This window comes from Roseivirga sp. 4D4, from assembly GCF_001747095.1.
Taxonomy (GTDB): Bacteria; Bacteroidota; Bacteroidia; order Cytophagales; family Cyclobacteriaceae; genus Roseivirga.
Genome location: NZ_MDGP01000001.1, coordinates 4,408,696 through 4,427,952 on the forward strand (window position 1 = coordinate 4,408,696; position 19,257 = coordinate 4,427,952).

General features: G+C 40.7%; 21 protein-coding genes. All 21 read left to right on the forward strand.

Annotation, left to right across the window (positions count from 1 at the left end):
• The 21 genes from rplK to rpsQ all read left to right on the forward strand — a co-directional run bounded on the left by rplK (window position 1) and on the right by rpsQ (window position 19,255).
• A complete protein-coding gene (rplK, locus tag BFP97_RS19335; protein ID WP_069843988.1) occupies window positions 1-444 on the forward strand; it encodes a 50S ribosomal protein L11 in 444 nt (147 codons plus the stop codon).
• A gap of 12 nt (window positions 445-456) precedes the next feature.
• Complete coding sequence (gene rplA, locus BFP97_RS19340) at window positions 457-1,155, forward strand: 50S ribosomal protein L1 (protein WP_069843989.1); 699 nt, start codon at window positions 457-459, stop codon at window positions 1,153-1,155.
• Between the two features lie 2 nt (window positions 1,156-1,157).
• Complete coding sequence (rplJ, locus tag BFP97_RS19345) at window positions 1,158-1,691, forward strand: 50S ribosomal protein L10 (RefSeq protein WP_069843990.1); 534 nt, start codon at window positions 1,158-1,160, stop codon at window positions 1,689-1,691.
• A gap of 40 nt (window positions 1,692-1,731) precedes the next feature.
• A complete protein-coding gene (rplL, locus tag BFP97_RS19350) occupies window positions 1,732-2,112 on the forward strand; it encodes a 50S ribosomal protein L7/L12 (protein ID WP_069843991.1) in 381 nt (126 codons plus the stop codon).
• Between the two features lie 168 nt (window positions 2,113-2,280).
• Window positions 2,281-6,150, forward strand: coding sequence for a DNA-directed RNA polymerase subunit beta (gene rpoB / locus BFP97_RS19355; RefSeq protein ID WP_069844402.1), 3,870 nt, complete (start codon window positions 2,281-2,283; stop codon window positions 6,148-6,150).
• Between the two features lie 50 nt (window positions 6,151-6,200).
• Entirely contained in the window at window positions 6,201-10,511 is a 4,311-nt protein-coding gene (gene rpoC, locus BFP97_RS19360; RefSeq protein ID WP_069843992.1) for a DNA-directed RNA polymerase subunit beta', read from the forward strand.
• Window positions 10,512-10,515: 4 nt separating this feature from the next.
• A complete protein-coding gene (locus BFP97_RS19365) occupies window positions 10,516-10,839 on the forward strand; it encodes a DUF3467 domain-containing protein (protein ID WP_069843993.1) in 324 nt (107 codons plus the stop codon).
• Window positions 10,840-11,035: 196 nt separating this feature from the next.
• Window positions 11,036-11,416 carry a 30S ribosomal protein S12 gene (gene rpsL, locus BFP97_RS19370; protein WP_069843994.1) on the forward strand — a complete coding sequence of 127 codons (381 nt, stop codon included), beginning with the start codon at window positions 11,036-11,038 and terminating at the stop codon, window positions 11,414-11,416.
• A gap of 15 nt (window positions 11,417-11,431) precedes the next feature.
• Window positions 11,432-11,899: a 30S ribosomal protein S7 gene (gene rpsG / locus BFP97_RS19375; RefSeq protein ID WP_069843995.1), complete on the forward strand. Its 468-nt coding sequence runs from the start codon at window positions 11,432-11,434 to the stop codon at window positions 11,897-11,899.
• A gap of 13 nt (window positions 11,900-11,912) precedes the next feature.
• The gene (gene fusA / locus BFP97_RS19380; RefSeq protein ID WP_069843996.1) at window positions 11,913-14,012 is read left to right on the forward strand and encodes an elongation factor G; all 2,100 of its coding nucleotides are present in this window, start codon (window positions 11,913-11,915) and stop codon (window positions 14,010-14,012) included.
• A gap of 18 nt (window positions 14,013-14,030) precedes the next feature.
• The gene (gene rpsJ / locus BFP97_RS19385; protein ID WP_069835034.1) at window positions 14,031-14,336 is read left to right on the forward strand and encodes a 30S ribosomal protein S10; all 306 of its coding nucleotides are present in this window, start codon (window positions 14,031-14,033) and stop codon (window positions 14,334-14,336) included.
• Window positions 14,337-14,545: 209 nt separating this feature from the next.
• Window positions 14,546-15,178 (forward strand): 50S ribosomal protein L3, encoded by a 633-nt coding sequence (rplC, locus tag BFP97_RS19390; protein ID WP_069843997.1) that lies wholly within the window; start codon window positions 14,546-14,548, stop codon window positions 15,176-15,178.
• A 4-nt stretch (window positions 15,179-15,182) separates the two neighbouring features.
• On the forward strand, window positions 15,183-15,809 hold the full coding sequence (gene rplD / locus BFP97_RS19395) for a 50S ribosomal protein L4 (protein WP_069843998.1): 627 nt from the start codon (window positions 15,183-15,185) through the stop codon (window positions 15,807-15,809).
• A 5-nt stretch (window positions 15,810-15,814) separates the two neighbouring features.
• Window positions 15,815-16,102 carry a 50S ribosomal protein L23 gene (rplW, locus tag BFP97_RS19400; RefSeq protein WP_069843999.1) on the forward strand — a complete coding sequence of 96 codons (288 nt, stop codon included), beginning with the start codon at window positions 15,815-15,817 and terminating at the stop codon, window positions 16,100-16,102.
• Window positions 16,103-16,112: 10 nt separating this feature from the next.
• Entirely contained in the window at window positions 16,113-16,937 is an 825-nt protein-coding gene (gene rplB, locus BFP97_RS19405; RefSeq protein ID WP_069844000.1) for a 50S ribosomal protein L2, read from the forward strand.
• Window positions 16,938-16,943: 6 nt separating this feature from the next.
• On the forward strand, window positions 16,944-17,219 hold the full coding sequence (rpsS, locus tag BFP97_RS19410) for a 30S ribosomal protein S19 (protein ID WP_069844001.1): 276 nt from the start codon (window positions 16,944-16,946) through the stop codon (window positions 17,217-17,219).
• Window positions 17,219-17,617: a 50S ribosomal protein L22 gene (gene rplV, locus BFP97_RS19415; protein WP_069844002.1), complete on the forward strand. Its 399-nt coding sequence runs from the start codon at window positions 17,219-17,221 to the stop codon at window positions 17,615-17,617. Before rpsS ends, rplV begins: the two co-directional genes overlap by 1 nt.
• Before the next feature lie 3 nt (window positions 17,618-17,620).
• Window positions 17,621-18,349 carry a 30S ribosomal protein S3 gene (gene rpsC / locus BFP97_RS19420; protein WP_069844003.1) on the forward strand — a complete coding sequence of 243 codons (729 nt, stop codon included), beginning with the start codon at window positions 17,621-17,623 and terminating at the stop codon, window positions 18,347-18,349.
• A gap of 24 nt (window positions 18,350-18,373) precedes the next feature.
• A complete protein-coding gene (gene rplP / locus BFP97_RS19425) occupies window positions 18,374-18,793 on the forward strand; it encodes a 50S ribosomal protein L16 (RefSeq protein WP_069844004.1) in 420 nt (139 codons plus the stop codon).
• 2 nt (window positions 18,794-18,795) lie between these two features.
• Complete coding sequence (rpmC, locus tag BFP97_RS19430) at window positions 18,796-18,990, forward strand: 50S ribosomal protein L29 (protein WP_069844005.1); 195 nt, start codon at window positions 18,796-18,798, stop codon at window positions 18,988-18,990.
• A 7-nt stretch (window positions 18,991-18,997) separates the two neighbouring features.
• Entirely contained in the window at window positions 18,998-19,255 is a 258-nt protein-coding gene (rpsQ, locus tag BFP97_RS19435) for a 30S ribosomal protein S17 (RefSeq protein WP_069844403.1), read from the forward strand.
• Window positions 19,256-19,257: the final 2 nt, after the last annotated feature.

Consider the following 19,257-nt stretch of genomic DNA (forward strand, 5'->3'; position numbering starts at 1 on the left):
ATGGCTAAAGAAATAGCTGGTTATCTGAAGTTGCAAGTCAGGGGTGGCCAAGCCAACCCTTCTCCACCGGTAGGTCCGGCATTAGGTTCGAAAGGACTTAATATCATGGAGTTTTGTAAGCAATTCAACGGACGTACTCAAGATAAAATGGGTCAGGTATTACCTGTACTTGTGACGATCTTCAGTGATAAGTCTTTTGAATTTGTAATCAAAACACCTCCGGCACCAGTAATGTTGCTAGAAGCTTCTAAACAGAAGAAGGGTTCACCTGAATCTAACCGAGTTAAAGTGGGTAGCGTAACCTGGGATCAGGTAAAAGAGATCGCAGAGGTTAAAATGCCGGATTTGAATGCTTTTACTATCGAGTCTGCTATGAAAATGGTAGCTGGTACAGCAAGAAGCATGGGGTTAAGGGTGAGTGGTAAAGCACCTTGGAATAACTAAAGATTTGTACAAATGGCAAAGTTGACAAAAAAGCAAAAATTAGCTTTTAGTAAATATGATCCAACCAAACAGTATCCTCTATCTGAGGCGGCTGGCATTGTTAAGGAAATTAACGGTGCTTCTTATGACGCTTCTGTAGATATCGATGTGCGTTTGGGAGTGGATCCTCGTAAAGCTGACCAAATGGTAAGAGGTGTAGTTGCACTTCCCCATGGTACAGGTAAAGAGGTAACGGTGCTTGTGCTTTGTACTCCTGATAAGGAGCAAGAAGCTAAAGATGCAGGTGCAGATCACGTAGGTTTGGACGATTACATTTCTAAGATAGAAGGTGGTTGGACGGACATTGATGTGATCATCACTATGCCTACTGTAATGGCCAAAGTTGGTCGTTTGGGTAGAGTCTTAGGACCAAGAGGTCTTATGCCAAACCCAAAAGCAGGAACTGTTACACTTGATGTGGCGAAAGCTGTAAATGATGTAAAAGGCGGTAAGATTGATTTTAAAGTAGATAAAGCGGGTATCATTCATACAAGTATTGGTAAGTCGTCTTTCTCTCAGGAGAAGATTGCTGAAAATGCACAAGAGGTGATCCAAATGCTTTCTAAGTTAAAGCCAGCTTCTGCAAAGGGTACTTACTTTAAAAGTATCAACATCTCTACAACACAGAGCCCAGGAGTGAAAATAGATAAGAACTCAATTTCCGGACTATAATCATGAATAGAGTAGAAAAAGCAGCTTTAATTGAAGAGTTGGTAGAGAAGTTTTCGGCTAACGATAACTTTTATATCACTGACGCATCCGGAATGTCGGTTGCTCAGACCAACGATTTGAGAAGATTGTGCTTCGAGCGAGGAATCGAGTACAGAGTAATTAAGAACACTATGGTGCAAAAAGCATTAGAGCAGTTAGATACTGACTATGTGCCTTTTGACGACAGTGTATTGAGAGGTTTTACAGGCGTTATGTTCTCAGGTGAGGACTCAAATGCTCCTGCAAAATTGATCAAGGAATTTAGAAAAAAATCAGGCGGAGAATCTCCAATATTAAAAGGCGCTTCCATCGATACAGATCTTTTTATTGGAAACGAGAATCTCGATATGCTAAGTAAGCTTAAGTCTAAGGCTGAGCTAATTGGCGAAGTAATTACTATACTTCAATCACCTGCTAAAAATGTTATCTCAGGACTTAAGGGTTCTGGCGGCAAATTGGCTGGTATTCTCAAGACTTTGTCTGAGCGTGAAAACTAATAATTAACAAGATTTAAAACACTTTATAACAAATAATATAATGGCAGACTTGAAAGAATTTGCAGAACAGTTAGTGAACTTAACTGTAAAAGAAGTTAACGAACTTGCTGACATCCTTAAAGATGAGTACGGTATCGAACCTGCAGCTGCAGCTGTTGCTGTTGCTGGTCCTGCTGCTGGTGGCGGAGACGAAGGTGGTGCTGAAGAGAAATCTGAGTTTGACGTAGTACTTACTTCAGCTGGTGGTTCTAAACTAGCAGTTGTGAAACTAGTGAAAGAACTTACTGGTCTTGGACTAAAAGATGCGAAAGAAATCGTAGATAGCGCTCCTAAAGCAATCAAAGAAGGTGTAGCTAAAGACGAAGCTGAAGCACTTAAAAAGCAGCTTGAAGAAGCTGGTGCTGAAGTAGAGCTTAAGTAATTTGATTAGCCATTTTTAAAATGGCTTTGGAATAGGCCCTGGTCCCGATAGCTATCGGGATCACGGGTCTTTTCCTGTTTGTATCAATTTAGGGAGCAATCCCTTTTTCTGCATCTCTAAAGATGCAATCAAGAATTATTCAATAACAAAAAATATAAGGCCTTGGCTATTCTAGCAAATCAATCAGAAAGAATAAACTTCTCTTCGATTAAATCAATCTTAGATTATCCTGATTTCCTTGATGTGCAGGTAAAGTCTTTCGAAGACTTTTTCCAATTGGAAACACCCGCAGATAAAAGAACACAGGATGGTTTGTTCAAGGTTTTCTCTGAGAACTTTCCTATTTCCGATTCAAGAGAGAATTTCGTTCTTGAATTCGTGGATTATTTGGTTGATCCTCCAAAATATGACGTTGCAGAATGCATCGATAGAGGACTAACCTATTCTGTGCCTTTGAAGGCTAAACTTCGCTTGACTTGTAATGATGAGGATAACGAAGATTTCGAAACTATTGAGCAGGAAGTATTTCTAGGGAATATTCCTTACATGACAGAGAAGGGTTCTTTTGTCGTAAATGGTGCCGAAAGAGTTATTGTATCTCAATTACACAGATCTCCTGGTGTATTCTTTGCGCAGAGCAAGCACACCAACGGAACTCCATTATATTCTGCGAGAATTATTCCTTTCAAAGGATCTTGGATTGAGTTTGCTACCGATGTAAACAGCGTAATGTACGCTTACATCGATAGAAAGAAGAAGTTCCCGGTAACCACGCTTCTAAGAGCAATCGGTTATGGAACTGATAAAGACATTTTAGATCTTTTCGGTTTATCTGAAGAGATCTCAGCTAAGAAGACCGCTTTGAAAAAGGCTATTGGTCGTAAGCTAGCTGCAAGGGTACTGAGAACATGGGTTGAAGATTTCGTGGATGAGGATACTGGAGAAGTAGTATCAATCCATAGAAATGAAGTGTTATTAGAAAGAGATTCAGTACTTGCTGAAGAGCACGTAGAAATGATTATCGAAGCAGATGTTGATTCTGTAATTCTTCACAGAGAGGACATCAACATTGCTGATTACACCATTATCTATAACACGCTTTCAAAAGATAATTCTAACTCAGAAAAAGAAGCTGTTGAGCAAATCTATCGTCAGTTGAGAAATACTGATGCTCCAGATGAGCAAACAGCACGTGACATTATTCAGTCACTATTCTTCTCTGATAAGCGATATAACCTTGGTGAAGTAGGGCGATACAGAATTAACAAGAAATTAGATCTTGATATCGATTCTGAGAAATTAGTTCTTACTACTCAGGATATTATTTCTATTGTGAAGTACTTGATCGGCTTGATCAACTCTAAAGCAATTGTGGATGATATCGATCACCTTTCTAACAGAAGGGTAAGAACAGTGGGTGAGCAGCTTTATGCTCAGTTTGGTGTTGGTTTGGCTCGTATGGCCAGAACCATTAAAGAAAGAATGAATGTTCGTGATAACGAGGATTTCAAACCTGTTGATCTGATCAACGCGAGAACCTTGTCTTCAGTGATTAACTCTTTCTTTGGAACCAACCAGTTATCTCAGTTCATGGATCAAACAAATCCGTTAGCAGAGATTACACACAAAAGAAGAATGTCAGCTTTGGGGCCTGGTGGACTTTCTAGAGAAAGAGCCGGTTTTGAGGTACGTGACGTTCACTATACTCACTACGGTCGTCTTTGTACTATTGAGACACCAGAAGGTCCAAACATTGGTTTGATTTCATCTCTATGTGTTCATGCTAAAGTAAACAGCATGGGATTCATTGAGACACCCTATAGAAAAGTAGAAAGTGGTAAAGTAAACATGTCTGAAGATGTGATTTACCTGACTGCTGAAGAGGAAGATACGCACAACATTGCTCAGGCAAATGCACCTCTAAAAGATGCGGGCACTTTCCTCAATGATAAAGTAAAAGCAAGATACGAAGGAGACTTCCCGGTGGTAGAGCCAAAAGAGCTTAGCTACATGGATGTTGCGCCTAACCAGATTGTTTCGGTTGCGGCTTCATTGATTCCATTCTTGGAGCATGATGATGCAAACCGTGCTTTGATGGGATCGAACATGCAGCGTCAGGCTGTGCCGTTATTGAAGCCTGAGGCTCCAATCGTAGGTACTGGTTTGGAAGCAAGAGCAGCTCGTGATTCAAGAACATTGATCATTGCAGAAGAGTCAGGTGTTGTTGACTTTGTTGATGCTACCAAAATCGTTATCAAATACGATCAATCTAAAGATGACCAATTGGTCAACTTTGATACTGAATACAAGACTTACGATCTAATTAAGTTTAGAAGAACTAACCAAGACACTACTGTTAACCTTAAGTCTATTGTACTTAAAGGTCAGAAGGTAGAAAAAGGTCAGGTTTTATGCGAAGGATACTCAACTGAGAAAGGTGAGTTAGCCTTGGGTAAAAACCTAAGAGTGGCTTACATGCCTTGGCAAGGTTACAACTTTGAGGATGCGATCGTAATTTCTGAAAGAGTTGTTAGAGACGATGTTTATACTTCAATTCACATTGACGAGTATGAACTTGAAGTAAGAGATACAAAACGTGGTCAGGAAGAATTGACTTCTGAGATTCCGAACGTGAGTGAGGAAGCTGTTAAGAATCTTGACGAAAATGGTATCATTAGAGTAGGAGCAGAAATCAAAGAAGGAGATATCCTTATTGGTAAGATTACTCCTAAAGGTGAGACTGATCCAACGCCTGAAGAGAAACTCTTGAGAGCGATCTTCGGTGATAAAGCAGGTGATGTTAAGGATGCTTCATTGAAAGCTTCTCCTTCATTAAGAGGAGTTGTGATCGATACGAAGTTGTTCTCTCGTCCTAAGAAGGACAAAGACTTACGTGCTAAGTCTAAGAAAGAGGTAGAAGTGCTTAAGGCACAATACAGCAAGGACTTGCTTGCCGTAAGAGCTCAGATCATTGATAAGATGACTCAGTTGCTTGAAGGCAAGGTATGTAATGGAGTGACACACAAATTTGGAGATGAGATTATCTCTAAAGGTGTGAAATTCAATAAGAATAACATCTCTCAGAATCTTTTCCCTGAAAAGAATATCTATAGAGATGAGAGTAACTATAGTGTTCAGGAAGAAGTGAACTTGATCTCTGACCTTAACCTTGATGGTTGGACAGAAGATAAAAAGACCAACGACCTGATCGTTAAGATGGTTAAAAACTACAACCTAAAGCGTAATGACATTACTGGCGAGTTTAAACGTCAGCGTTTCACTATCGAAGTAGGTGATGAGTTGCCAACAGGTATCGTGCAATTGGCCAAAGTCTATGTTGCTAAGAAGCGCAAGCTTAAAGTAGGTGATAAGATGGCGGGTCGTCACGGTAACAAAGGTGTTGTTGCAAGAATTGTAAGAGAAGAGGATATGCCATTCCTTGACGATGGAACTCCGATGGATATTGTATTGAATCCACTGGGTGTACCTTCAAGGATGAACATCGGTCAGATTTATGAGACGGTGTTGGCATGGGCTGGTTTGAAGCTGGGTAGAAAATATGCTACTCCAATCTTTGATGGAGCGAGCATGGAAGAAGTGGAAGCCGAATTGGCGGAAGCGGGTCTACCAAGTGCAGGACGTGAATACCTAAATGATGGTCTCTCAGGTCAGCGATTTGACCAGCCAGTAACCGTGGGTATTGCTTACATGTTGAAACTAGGTCACTTGGTTGATGATAAGATGCACGCAAGGTCTATTGGACCTTACTCATTGATTACTCAGCAGCCTTTAGGTGGTAAAGCACAATTCGGTGGTCAGCGATTTGGAGAGATGGAAGTATGGGCACTTGAGGCATTCGGTGCATCACACGTTCTTCAGGAAATCCTGACAGTAAAATCAGATGATGTAATCGGTAGAGCGAAAGCTTACGAAGCGATTGTTAAGGGAGATTCTATTCCTAAGCCAAATATTCCTGAATCATTCAATGTATTGGTTCACGAGCTTAGAGGTCTCGCACTAGAAATCACTTTAGACTAATTACAAAATTTGAGTTTGGTTTAGGCCACAATTAAGAATCAAAAAAAGCTATGGCATTTAAAAAGAATAGAAAACTTAACAACGACTTTAACAAAGTCACTATTAGCTTGGCTTCTCCGGAATCTATCCTTGAGTCTTCTCATGGAGAGGTAACGCAACCGGAAACCATCAACTATAGAACCTATAAGCCTGAAATGGGTGGTTTATTCTGTGAAAGAATATTCGGACCTGTTAAGGACTGGGAATGTCATTGTGGGAAGTATAAAAGAATTAGATATAAAGGTATCATCTGTGACAGATGTGGTGTTGAAGTAACCGAGAAAAAGGTTAGAAGAGAGAGAATGGGACACATCGAATTGGTGGTTCCTGTTGCACACATTTGGTACTTTAAGTCACTTCCTAATAAAATAGGATACCTTCTTGGTCTACCGACTAAGAAATTGGATCAGATCATCTACTATGAGAGATACGCTGTAATCCAACCAGGTATCAAGGAAGAGGAAGGAATCAGCTACATGGACTTCTTAACGGAAGACGAGTATCTGGATATTCTTGACAAACTCCCACGCGAGAATCAAATGCTTGATGATGATGATCCAGAAAAGTTCATCGCCAAAATGGGTGCAGAAGCACTCGAAATGTTATTGGCGAGACTTGACTTGGATAGCATGTCATACGCTTTACGTCACCAAGCAGCTACAGATACTTCTCAGCAGAGAAAGGCAGAAGCCTTGAAGCGTTTGAGAGTAGTCGAAGCATTCCGTGATGCAAAAACTAGAATCGAAAATCGTCCTGAGTGGATGGTGATCAAGATGGTGCCAGTTATTCCACCAGAATTGAGACCATTGGTACCGCTTGATGGTGGTAGATTCGCTACATCAGATTTGAATGATCTTTACAGACGTGTGATCATTAGAAACAACCGTTTGAAGAGACTGATCGATATTAAAGCTCCTGAAGTAATTCTTAGAAATGAGAAACGTATGCTTCAAGAGGCTGTTGACTCACTATTTGATAACTCAAGAAAAGTTAACGCAGTACGTTCGGATGGAAACCGTGCATTGAAGTCTTTGAGTGATATGCTTAAAGGTAAGCAAGGTCGATTCCGTCAGAATCTTTTAGGTAAAAGGGTTGACTACTCTGGTCGTTCGGTGATCGTGGTAGGACCTGAATTGAAACTACACGAATGTGGTTTGCCTAAGAATATGGCTGCTGAGCTTTTCAAACCATTCATTATCAGAAAGCTGATTGAAAGAGGTATTGTAAAAACAGTGAAGTCAGCGAAGAAAATTGTTGACAGAAAAGATCCAGTGGTTTGGGATATCCTTGAAAACGTATTGAAAGGGCACCCAGTACTATTGAACAGAGCTCCTACACTTCACAGGTTAGGTATTCAGGCTTTCCAGCCAAAACTAATTGAAGGTAAGGCGATCCAATTGCATCCATTAGTATGTACAGCATTTAACGCTGACTTTGATGGTGACCAAATGGCTGTTCACGTACCACTAGGACAAGATGCGGTAATGGAAGCAAGTATGTTGATGCTTTCTTCTCACAACATTTTGAACCCTGCTAACGGTGCTCCTGTAACTGTACCATCTCAAGACATGGTATTGGGACTTTACTATGTGACTAAAGGTAGAAGATCTACTGACGATCATAAAGTAGCAGGTGAAGGCATGCGTTTCTACTCTGCAGAAGAAGTATTGATCGCGATGAACGAAGGCGTCCTTTCTAAGCACGCTTACATTCATGTGAAAACCACAGTTCGTGAAAACGATGAGTTGGTTGAGAAAGTGATCGAAACTGTTGCAGGTCGAGTACTCTTCAATGAGAGTGTTCCAGAAGAAGTAGGCTACGTAAATGAGCTATTGACGAAGAAGAAGCTTCAGAAAATTATCCAGAATGTAGTTACGATTTGCGGTATCGCAAAGACAGCTAAGTTCTTGGATGATATTAAAGAGCTTGGTTTCCAAATGGCTTATAAAGGTGGTCTGTCAATGGGATTGAATGATATTCACATTCCAGATGTAAAAGATAGCCTAGTACAAAGTGCTAAAGAAGAAGTGGATGCTGTATGGCAAAACTACTTGATGGGACTTATTACCGATAATGAGCGATACAATCAGGTAATTGATATTTGGACACGTGTAAATACACGATTGACCAACGGATTGATGCAGGAGATGGAAGAAGACAACCAAGGCTTCAACTCTATCTTTATGATGATGCACTCAGGGGCTCGTGGTTCTAGAGAGCAGATTCGTCAGCTGGGTGGTATGAGAGGATTGATGGCTAAGCCGCAGAAAAACCTTGCAGGTTCTGTGGGAGCGATCATTGAGAACCCGATTCTTTCAAACTTTAAAGAAGGTTTGGATGTATTGGAGTACTTTATCTCTACACACGGTGCTCGTAAAGGTCTTGCCGATACAGCTTTGAAAACTGCTGATGCAGGTTACTTAACAAGACGTCTTGTTGATGTTGCACAAGATTGTGTGATCAACGAGGAGGATTGTGGTACACTAAGAGGATTGACTGTTTCAGCGTTGAAAGACAACGAGGAAGTAGTTGAACCATTATCTGAGAGAATTCTTGGTAGAGTATCTGTTCACGATATATACGATCCAATCACTGAGGAGCTGATCATTGCTTCTGGTGAAGAAATCACTGAGAAGATTGCAGATCAAATTGATGAAACTGCGATCGATGAGGTTGAAATCAGATCAGTATTGACTTGTGAGACTAAGAGAGGCGTTTGTGCTAAATGTTATGGTAGAAACCTATCTACTAATAAGATGGTACAAAAAGGCGAGGCTGTCGGTGTAATTGCGGCTCAGTCAATCGGTGAACCTGGTACTCAGCTTACACTAAGAACCTTCCACGTAGGGGGTACTGCTTCAAACATTGCGGTAGATGCTACAGTGAAAGCGAAGTTTGCTGGTGTAATTGCATTTGAAGAATTGAGATCATTGCCTACTACTGACAATGATGGCAATAAGATAAATATCGTAATGGGTAGAACTGGTGAAATCCAGATCATTGATCCTAAAACGAAAAAAGTACTTATCTCTAACCACGTACCTTACGGTGCCATCCTTGAAGTGAAGGAAGGTCAGAAGGTAGAGAAGGATGATCAACTTTGTAAGTGGGATCCGTATAACGCGGTAATCCTTTCAGAATTTGACGGTACCATCGAGTTTGATGCGATCGAAGAAGGCGTGACTTACAAAGAAGAGTTTGATGAGCAAACAGGTCACAGAGAGAAAGTAATTACGGATACAAAAGATAAGGCGAAGAACCCAGCGGTAGTTGTAAACGCGAAGTCTGAGTCTAAGGCTTATAACATTCCAGTGGGAGCTCACTTAGCAGTAGATGCTGGTGACAAAGTAAAAATTGGACAGCCATTGGCTAAGATTCCAAGAACAATGGGTAAATCAAGGGATATCACGGGTGGTCTTCCTAGAGTAACTGAATTGTTTGAGGCACGTAACCCATCGAATCCGGCTGTAGTGTCAGAAATTGATGGTGTAGTGACTTACGGAGGTATCAAGAGAGGTAACCGTGAGATCTTCATCGAATCTAAAGACGGTGTGAAGAAGAAATACATGGTGCCATTGTCTAAGCACATCTTGGTACAAGACAATGACTTTGTAAGAGCTGGATACCAGTTGTCTGACGGAGCAACTACTCCGAATGACATCTTGAATATTCAAGGTCCAACTGCAGTTCAGGAATACCTAGTGAACGAGATTCAGGAAGTATACCGACTACAGGGTGTAAAAATCAACGACAAGCACATCGAAGCGATTGTGAAACAGATGATGCAGAAAGTTGAGATCATGGATGCTGGTGATACGCAATTCCTTCCAGGTCAGGTGGTAGATAAGTTCTTCTTCAGAGAAGAGAACGATGCTATGCTTGATATGAAAGTGGTGACTGAAGCAGGCGAGTCTGAGAACTTGAAGCCAGGTCAGATTGTATCTCCAAGAGAGTTGAGAGACGAGAACTCAAGCTTGAGAAGAAAAGACATGAAGTTAGTAGAAGTTAGAGATGCACAACCTGCAGTTTCTAAGCCGAAACTTCAAGGAATTACTCAAGCATCGTTGGGTACTGAGAGCTTTATCTCTGCTGCATCTTTCCAAGAGACCACTAAGGTATTGAGTGAAGCTTCTATCAGAGGTAAAGCTGATACATTGAATGGCTTGAAGGAAAATGTGATCGTTGGTCACTTGATTCCAGCAGGTACAGGTATGAGAGAGTATGATGATCTGATCGTAGGTAACCAAGCTGAATATGATAAGCTAGTTGCTGCAAGAGAAGCTTATCAGGCACAATCAGAAGAAGAAAGCGTAGAACTATAAGCAAATGGCTGATCAGAACGAGCAAGCAAATCAGAACCAATTGAATATTGAACTTTCGGAAGAAATTGCGGAAGGACAATATGTGAACCTGGCAATGATTGCTCATTCGAACAGTGAGTTTGTGATCGATTTTATCAAAATGATGCCTGGGGTTCCTAAGGCAAAAGTAAAATCGAGAATTGTAATTACGCCTGAGCACGCCAAGCGATTGCTATTGGCACTAAAGGATAATATCGACAAGTTCGAAAATCACTTTGGTCCAATTAAGCAAAGCGAAGAACCACCGAAATTCCCAATGAATTTTGGAGGCACAGTAGGCGAGGCTTAACTAAGAATAAATATTACGAATTAGAAGGGTTGCTTCGGCAGCCCTTTTTTATGTTCAGGACTAAGAAAGTCTGGTTTTAAGAAGCTAGAAATCAGAGACATTTTATTTGAGATAGGGTGTTTGTTTCGGAAACTTCTTTTACTACCTTTGCAGTCCGAAAATTTAACTAGGAATTAATAAATCTAAAAAATTGTAAATGCCTACTATAAACCAACTAGTACGTAAGGGCAGAAAGAAATTGACTTCAAAGTCAAAATCTCCAGCATTAGATAGCTGCCCACAAAGAAGGGGTGTTTGTACAAGGGTATATACGACTACACCTAAAAAACCTAACTCGGCTATGAGAAAAGTGGCAAGGGTAAGGTTGACCAATGGTAAAGAGGTGAACGCATATATCCCTGGAGAAGGTCACAACCTTCAGGAGCACTCAATTGTATTGATCAGAGGAGGTAGAGTAAAAGACCTTCCAGGTGTAAGATATCACATCATTCGTGGTGCACTTGACACTGCAGGAGTAAGTGGTCGTCTTCAAAGAAGATCAAAATATGGCGCTAAGCGTCCAAAAGACAAAAAATAGACAATTATATAAGTAATGAGAAAAGCTAAACCAAAGAAGAGATATATTCTTCCCGATCCTAAGTTCCACGATACTTTGGTGACAAAGTTTGTGAACTATCTAATGATCGATGGAAAGAAGAGTATTGCCTACAATACGTTCTACAAAGCAGTTGAGCTAGTAGAAGAGCGTACTGGTGAGAATGGTCTTGAAACTTGGAAGAAAGCATTGAGTAATATCATGCCGTCAGTCGAAGTGAAGAGTAGAAGAGTAGGTGGTGCTACTTTTCAAGTGCCTATCGAGGTAAGACCAGGTCGTAAGACATCACTTGGCATCAAATGGATGATCATGTTCGCGCGTAAGCGTGGTGAGAAAACCATGACTGAAAAACTAGCTGGAGAAATTATTGCCGGTTCTAAGGGTGAGGGTGCTGCTGTGAAGAAGAAAGACGATACACACAGAATGGCAGACGCAAACAAAGCATTTTCACACTTTAGATTTTAATTCCTAAACTAAAATGGCAAGAGATTTAAAATTGACTCGGAACATCGGTATTGCTGCGCATATCGATGCTGGTAAAACTACTACCACCGAGCGTATACTATATTACACCGGTGTATCTCACAAAATTGGTGAAGTGCACGATGGTGCTGCTACAATGGACTGGATGGAGCAGGAGCAGGAAAGAGGTATTACAATTACTTCAGCTGCTACTACTGTTTTCTGGCCTTACAAAGACAATGAGTATCACATCAACATCATTGACACTCCCGGTCACGTTGACTTCACAGTAGAGGTGAACAGATCATTGAGAGTATTGGATGGTTTGGTGTTCTTGTTTTCAGCTGTAGACGGTGTTGAACCACAGTCTGAAACTAACTGGAGACTTGCGGATAACTACAAAGTAGCTCGTATCGGTTTTGTCAACAAAATGGACCGTGCAGGTGCTGACTTCCTTATGGTTTGTGGTCAGGTGAAAGAAATGCTTGGTACTAAAGCAGTGCCTTTGCAATTACCTATCGGTGCAGAAGAAGGATTCAGAGGAGTGGTTGACTTGGTAGAGAACAAAGCGATCGTTTGGAACGAAGCTGACCAAGGAATGACTTTCGAAGAAATCGAAATTCCTGCGGATATGGTCGATGAAGTTGCGGAATACAGAGAAGGTCTTTTAGAGGCAATCGCTGAATATGACGATTCATTATTGGAGAAATTCTTCGAAGATCCTGATTCAATTACTAAAGACGAGATTCTAGCAGCATTGAGACAAGCTACTATCAACTTGGATTTCGTTCCAATGATGTGTGGTTCTGCATTCAAAAATAAAGGTGTTCAAACGCTTCTTGACTACGTGATGGAATTGCTTCCTTCACCAATGGATAGAGAAAGCATTATCGGAACTAATCCAGATACTGAAGAAGAAACTTCTAGAAAGCCTTCTCCAGACGATCCATTCGCAGCGCTTGCATTTAAGATTGCTACTGACCCATTTGTAGGTCGTCTGTGCTTTGTAAGATCTTACTCAGGTATGCTTGATTCTGGTTCTTACGTATACAATACAAGAACAAATAAGAAAGAGCGTATCTCTAGAATCTTCCAGATGCACGCAAACAAGCAGAATGCTATTGATAGTCTTCATGCTGGTGATATTGCTGCAGTGGTAGGATTTAAGGATATCAAAACAGGAGATACCCTATGTGATGAGAAGCACAAAGTTGTTTTTGAATCAATGGACTTCCCTGATCCGGTAATTGGATACGCGATTGAGCCTAAAACTCAGGCGGATGTTGATAAACTAGGTATGGCAATCGCTAAACTAGTGGAAGAAGATCCTACCCTAAGAGTAAATACTGACGAAGAAACTGGACAAACTATCCTTAGAGGAATGGGTGAGCTTCACCTTGACATTATCATGGATCGTTTGAAGAGAGAATTCAAAGTAGAAGTGAATCAAGGAGCACCTCAGGTGGCTTATAAAGAATCTATCAACTCATTGGTTGATCACAAAGAGGTTTATAAGAAGCAGTCTGGTGGTAAGGGTAAGTTTGCGGATATCGTATTCGAACTAGGCCCTCAAGACGCAGATCACGATAAGGATGGATTGCAATTTGAAAACGCAATTACTGGTGGTGTGATTCCAAGAGAATTCATTCCAGCAATTGAAAAAGGTTTTGCTTCTGCCATGGATAATGGTCCACTAGCGGGATATCCTCTAGAGAGAATGAAGGTGAAGTTGTATCACGGATCTTTCCACGATGTGGATTCGGATTCACTATCTTTCGAAATGGCTGCTAGATTAGGTTTCAAAGAAGCTGCTAGAAAAGCCAACCCTAAATTGATGGAGCCAATTATGGCCGTTGATGTGGTAACTCCTGACGAGTACACTGGTAGTATTACTGGTGACTTGAACAGAAGAAGAGGTATCATGAAAGGTATGGATACAAAAGGTACTTCTACTGTTGTAAAAGCAGACGTGCCACTTTCAGAACTTTTCGGTTATGTAACTGATTTGAGAACAATGTCTTCTGGTAGAGCTACCGCTTCTTTGACATTCTCTCATTACGAAGCAGTACCGAACGGAATTGCCGAAGAGGTTATCAAAAAAGCAAAAGGAGAATAAGCTGTAAATTTTACTATAATGACACAGAAGATTAGAATTAAATTAAAGTCATACGATCACAACTTGGTGGATAAGTCATCAGAGAAAATTGTGAGAGCAGTAAAAACTACTGGAGCTGTAGTGAGTGGTCCTATTCCATTACCAACAGTAAAAGAGAAATTTACAGTATTGAAATCTCCACACGTGAACAAAAAAGCTCGTGAGCAATTCCAGCTTTGCACATACAAAAGATTAGTAGATATCTACTCTTCAAGTGCTAAGACTGTTGATGCTTTGATGAAGCTTGAATTACCTTCAGGTGTTGATGTAGAGATCAAGGTTTAAGTACCTTTTTAAATAACTCAAAAGAGGCTGTTCTGTAAAGAATGGCCTCTTTTTTATGCTTAAAACAAGTCGAGAGAAGGACTGAAGAGATAGCTGTAAATTATTGCTCAAAATTAATGAGCACTGTTTGCTACAAAATATTAAATCCCTATCTTTGCAGTCCGTTTCGCGGGAGCACTCTGTTTATGGTGCTTTAAATGAATTGAAAGATGTCTGGAATTATCGGAAAAAAAGTCGGAATGACTAGCGTATACAGTGCCGATGGACGTAATGTCGCATGCACGGTGATAGAGGCTGGTCCTTGCGTAATAACGCAAGTAAAAAATGAGGAAACAGACGGATACCAAGCTGTTCAATTAGCTTATGGAGAGCGTAAGGAGAAAAATACTCCCAATGCGTTGAAAGGTCACTTCAAAAAGGCCAATACAACTCCAAAGCAAAAGGTAGTTGAGTTTCGAGATTTCCGTGAGGAATTTGAAGGAATGGTAGAGTTGGGTAACCAAATTACTGTCGGAGATGTGTTCAAAGAAGGTGATTTTGTTGATGCTATCGGTACTTCAAAAGGTAAGGGATTTCAGGGTGTAGTTAAAAGACATGGCTTCGGTGGTGTTGGACAGGCTACGCACGGTCAACACAATAGGTTGAGAGCTCCTGGTTCTATCGGTGGTGCTTCATATCCTGCAAGAGTATTTAAAGGTACTCGCATGGCAGGTAGAATGGGTAACGATCGAGTAACAGTGATTAACCTTGAAGTAATGAAGGTTGTACCTGAGAAGAATCTTATTGTAGTGAGTGGGTCTGTACCTGGCGCTAAGAATTCAATCGTAGTACTAGAGAAATAAGAAAATGGAGATTGCAGTATTAAAAAATAGCGGAGAAGATACTGGTAGAAAGGTGAGCCTTTCTGATGATATCTTTGCGATCGAGCCAAACGATCACGCGATCTACCTAGATGTGAAGCAATACTTGGCTAACCAACGTCAGGGTACTCACAAGTCGAAGGAAAGAGCAGAGATCTCTGGTTCTACTAGAAAGATTAAGAAGCAAAAAGGAACTGGTACTGCCAGAGCTGGTAGTATTAAGTCACCAATTTTTAGAGGTGGAGGTCGTGTATTCGGTCCAAGACCAAGAAACTATGGTTTTAAGTTGAACAAGAAACTTAAGGCTTTAGCAAGAAAATCTGCTTTGGCTTATAAGGCCAAGGATAATAACCTAATGGTTTTGGAAGACTTCTCTTTTGATGCTCCTAAGACTAAGGATTTTGTAAATGTTTTGAATAGCCTTTCTGTTGCAGACAAGAAAACACTCTTTGTGGTTTCTAATGAAGACAAGAACGTAGCTATCTCAGGACGCAACTTGCAAAACACTAAGGTGATCACTGCTGACACATTAAGTACATATGATGTATTGAATGCAGACAGCTTGTTGATCAGCGAGAGTTCAGTTGAGAAAATTGAAAACCTACTAAAGTAAGCGACATGAGTATTTTAAAGAAGCCTTTAGTAACGGAGAAAGTATCAGAGCTTAATGAGAGCGGCAAGTACGGTTTCATCGTTGATGAAAACGCTAACAAAGTCGAAATCAAGAAAGCAGTAGAAGATATGTATGGTGTTACAGTAGAAGATGTGAACACTATGAGGTATCAAGGCAAAATGAAGTCTAGATACACTAAGTCCAGAATCATTTCAGGAAGAAAGAATTCGTTTAAGAAAGCCATCGTAACTGTTGCTGATGGTGAAGTAATTGACTTTTACAGCGGCATTTAATTAGAGAGCAATGGGCGTTAAGAAACTAAGACCAATGACACCGGGAACAAGGGGCAGAGTAGCTCCTGATTTCGCAGATGTAACTACGGCAACTCCTGAGAAGTCGTTGTTAGCTCCTCTGAAAAGATCTGGTGGTAGAAATAACAGCGGTAAAATGACCATGCGCTACATGGGTGGCGGTCATAAAAGGAAGTTGAGAATTGTCGACTTCAAAAGAGAAAAATTTGATGTACCGGCAACGGTAAAGAGTGTTGAGTACGATCCGTCAAGATCAGCAAGAGTAGCTTTATTGTTCTACGCTGATGGAGAGAAAAGATACATCATTGCTCCTAATGGTTTACAAGTTGGACAGACTGTAGTGTCTGGAGAGAATGTAGCACCAGAAGTGGGTAATGCTTTACCTCTAGCTAGTATTCCATTGGGTACAATCGTACACAATGTGGAATTCAAGCCAGGTAAAGGTGCAGCTTTAGCAAGAAGTGCAGGTTCTTATGTGCAGCTTGTTGCAAGAGAAGGTAAGTACGCCACTATGAAATTGCCTTCTGGCGAAATGAGAAACGTACTTGTTACTTGTATGGCTACTATCGGTTCTGTTGGTAATGCTGAGCACATGAATGTGAGACTCGGTAAGGCTGGCCGTAAGAGATGGTTAGGTAGAAGACCAAGAGTAAGAGGTGTTGTGATGAACCCTGTCGATCACCCAATGGGCGGTGGAGAAGGTAAATCTTCTGGAGGTCACCCAAGATCTAGAAATGGTATTTATGCCAAAGGTCAGAAGACACGTACTCCTCAGAAGTACTCGAACAAATTGATAATTGGTAAAAAGAAGAAATAATCAACAATGGCACGTTCATTAAAAAAAGGACCTTATATCGATTTCAGACTTGAAAATAAAGTCGATGCCATGAATGACTCTGGCAAGAAATCAGTGATCAAAACATGGTCCAGAAGATCGATGATCTCACCTGAATTTGTTGGTCATACCTTCGCTGTACACAACGGAAACAAATTCATTCCTGTCTTTGTCACTGAAAATATGGTAGGTCACAAATTCGGAGAATTTGCACCAACTAGAAACTTCAGAGGTCACATTGCTAAAAAAGATAAGAGAAGATAATGGAAGCAATAGCAAAACTAAATAATGTACCTACCTCTCCTCGTAAGATGAGAATGGTTGCTGATATGATCAGAGGCCAGCAGGTAAACAGAGCATTGAACATGTTAAAGTTCGAAGCTAAAGAAGGTGCTGCAAGACTTGAGAAATTGTTGCTTTCTGCTATTGCGAACTGGCAAGCTAAAAACGAAGATGAAAGACTAGAAGATGCAGATCTTTATGTCAAAGAAATCAGAGTTGATGGTGGCCGTATGCTGAAGAGATTGAGACCTGCTCCACAGGGTAGAGCTCATAGAATCAGAAAGAGATCTAATCATGTGACTATTGTCATCGCTTCTAAGAACGATGCTGACGTCACCGCTGAAGTAGTTGAAGAAGTAAATAACGAAACTGATAAATAACAGATGGGACAGAAAGTAAATCCTATTGGGTTCAGATTGGGTGTCGTAAGAGGTTGGGATTCCAACTGGTACGGTGGTAAAGACTTCCCAAGTAAATTGGTTGAAGATCAAGAGATCAGAAAGTACATCGATGCACGTATCCCAAAAGGTGGTATCTCTAAGGTAATCATCGAGCGTACTATTAAGAGAATTACCATCACTGTACACACTGCTAGACCAGGTGTTGTTATTGGTAAAGGTGGTCAGGAAGTTGATCGTATTAAAGAAGAGCTTAAAAAATTGACTGGCAAAGATGTTCAGATCAATATCTTCGAAATCAAACGTCCTGAACTAGACGCAAAGTTGGTTGGTGAGTCAATCGCTCAGCAACTAAAAGCAAGAATTTCATATAGAAGAGCCATGAAGCAAGCAATTGCTTCTGCAGTAAGAGTTGGAGCTCAGGGAATCAAAATCAAATGTTCTGGTAGATTAGGTGGTGCTGAAATGGCACGTACTGAAATGTACAAGGATGGAAGAATTCCTTTGCATACGCTAAGAGCTGATATCGATTATGCTATTTCTGAAGCAGATACTGTTTACGGAAAGATTGGTATCAAAGTATGGATCTTCAAAGGTGAGGTATTCGGTAAAAGGGACCTTTCTCCAAATGTGGGCGCCAGCAACCAAATGGGTGGCGACAGAGATAGAAGAGGCGGAGGAGCAAGAAGACCTAACAGAAATAAGAAGAAGTAATCACCTTTTTAAACAAGAGAGAAGATGTTACAGCCGAAGAGAACTAAGTTTAGAAAGATGCAAAAGGGCCGTGTGCGTGGTATCGCACAAAGAGGTCACACTTTGTCTTTTGGAACATTTGGTATTAAGTCGCTTGAGCCAGGTTGGATCACAAGCCGCCAGATTGAAGCTGCTCGTATCGCCATGACAAGAGCGATGAAGAGAGAAGGTCAAGTTTGGATCAGAATTTTTCCAGACAAGCCTGTTACTAAGAAACCTGCTGAAGTAAGGATGGGTAAGGGTAAAGGTGCACCTGATTATTGGGTAGCATGTGTTAAGCCTGGAACCATACTTTTTGAGTCTTCAGGAGTAAATGTTGAATTAGCGAAGGAATCTTTGAGGCTTGCGGCCCAAAAACTTCCAATCTCAACAAAGTTTGTTGTTCGTAGAGATTACGTAGGATAGTTATGAAGAATTTGGAAATAGCAGCCCTCTCTGTTGAGGAGCTACAGGAAAAAATCGGAACTGAGGTAGAAAGCCTTCAGAAATTGAATTTTGCTCACTCTATTTCTCCTATCGAAAATCCTATGAAGATCAGACAGGCGAAGAAATTGATCGCAAGATTGAAAACAGAATTAAGAGCTAAGGAATTAGCTAAATAAGATGAGCATGGAGACTAGAAATCTTAGAAAAGAAAGAGTTGGGATTGTGACGAGTAACAAAATGGATAAAACCATTACTGTTGCTGTCGAAAGACGTGAGAAGCACCCGATTTATGGAAAGTTTGTTAAGAAAACTTCCAAGTTTGCCGCTCATGACGAGAAAAATGATTGTGGTATCGGAGATACTGTTAAGATCATGGAGACTCGTCCGCTGAGTAAGAATAAGCGTTGGAGACTAATTGAAGTTATTGAAAGGGCTAAGTAATT

Excerpts from the sequence above, each read along its gene's own strand:
- rplK (WP_069843988.1), top strand. The coding sequence starts at position 1 with ATGGCTAAAGAAATAGCTGGTTATCTGAAGTTGCAAGTCAGGGGTGGC.
- rplA (WP_069843989.1), top strand. The coding sequence starts at position 457 with ATGGCAAAGTTGACAAAAAAGCAAAAATTAGCTTTTAGTAAATATGAT.
- rplJ (WP_069843990.1), top strand. The coding sequence starts at position 1,158 with ATGAATAGAGTAGAAAAAGCAGCTTTAATTGAAGAGTTGGTAGAGAAG.
- rplL (WP_069843991.1), top strand. The coding sequence starts at position 1,732 with ATGGCAGACTTGAAAGAATTTGCAGAACAGTTAGTGAACTTAACTGTA.
- rpoC (WP_069843992.1), top strand. The coding sequence starts at position 6,201 with ATGGCATTTAAAAAGAATAGAAAACTTAACAACGACTTTAACAAAGTC.
- BFP97_RS19365 (WP_069843993.1), top strand. The coding sequence starts at position 10,516 with ATGGCTGATCAGAACGAGCAAGCAAATCAGAACCAATTGAATATTGAA.
- rpsL (WP_069843994.1), top strand. The coding sequence starts at position 11,036 with ATGCCTACTATAAACCAACTAGTACGTAAGGGCAGAAAGAAATTGACT.
- rpsG (WP_069843995.1), top strand. The coding sequence starts at position 11,432 with ATGAGAAAAGCTAAACCAAAGAAGAGATATATTCTTCCCGATCCTAAG.
- fusA (WP_069843996.1), top strand. The coding sequence starts at position 11,913 with ATGGCAAGAGATTTAAAATTGACTCGGAACATCGGTATTGCTGCGCAT.
- rpsJ (WP_069835034.1), top strand. The coding sequence starts at position 14,031 with ATGACACAGAAGATTAGAATTAAATTAAAGTCATACGATCACAACTTG.
- rplC (WP_069843997.1), top strand. The coding sequence starts at position 14,546 with ATGTCTGGAATTATCGGAAAAAAAGTCGGAATGACTAGCGTATACAGT.
- rplD (WP_069843998.1), top strand. The coding sequence starts at position 15,183 with ATGGAGATTGCAGTATTAAAAAATAGCGGAGAAGATACTGGTAGAAAG.
- rplW (WP_069843999.1), top strand. The coding sequence starts at position 15,815 with ATGAGTATTTTAAAGAAGCCTTTAGTAACGGAGAAAGTATCAGAGCTT.
- rplB (WP_069844000.1), top strand. The coding sequence starts at position 16,113 with ATGGGCGTTAAGAAACTAAGACCAATGACACCGGGAACAAGGGGCAGA.
- rpsS (WP_069844001.1), top strand. The coding sequence starts at position 16,944 with ATGGCACGTTCATTAAAAAAAGGACCTTATATCGATTTCAGACTTGAA.
- rplV (WP_069844002.1), top strand. The coding sequence starts at position 17,219 with ATGGAAGCAATAGCAAAACTAAATAATGTACCTACCTCTCCTCGTAAG.
- rpsC (WP_069844003.1), top strand. The coding sequence starts at position 17,621 with ATGGGACAGAAAGTAAATCCTATTGGGTTCAGATTGGGTGTCGTAAGA.
- rplP (WP_069844004.1), top strand. The coding sequence starts at position 18,374 with ATGTTACAGCCGAAGAGAACTAAGTTTAGAAAGATGCAAAAGGGCCGT.
- rpmC (WP_069844005.1), top strand. The coding sequence starts at position 18,796 with ATGAAGAATTTGGAAATAGCAGCCCTCTCTGTTGAGGAGCTACAGGAA.
- rpsQ (WP_069844403.1), top strand. The coding sequence starts at position 18,998 with ATGGAGACTAGAAATCTTAGAAAAGAAAGAGTTGGGATTGTGACGAGT.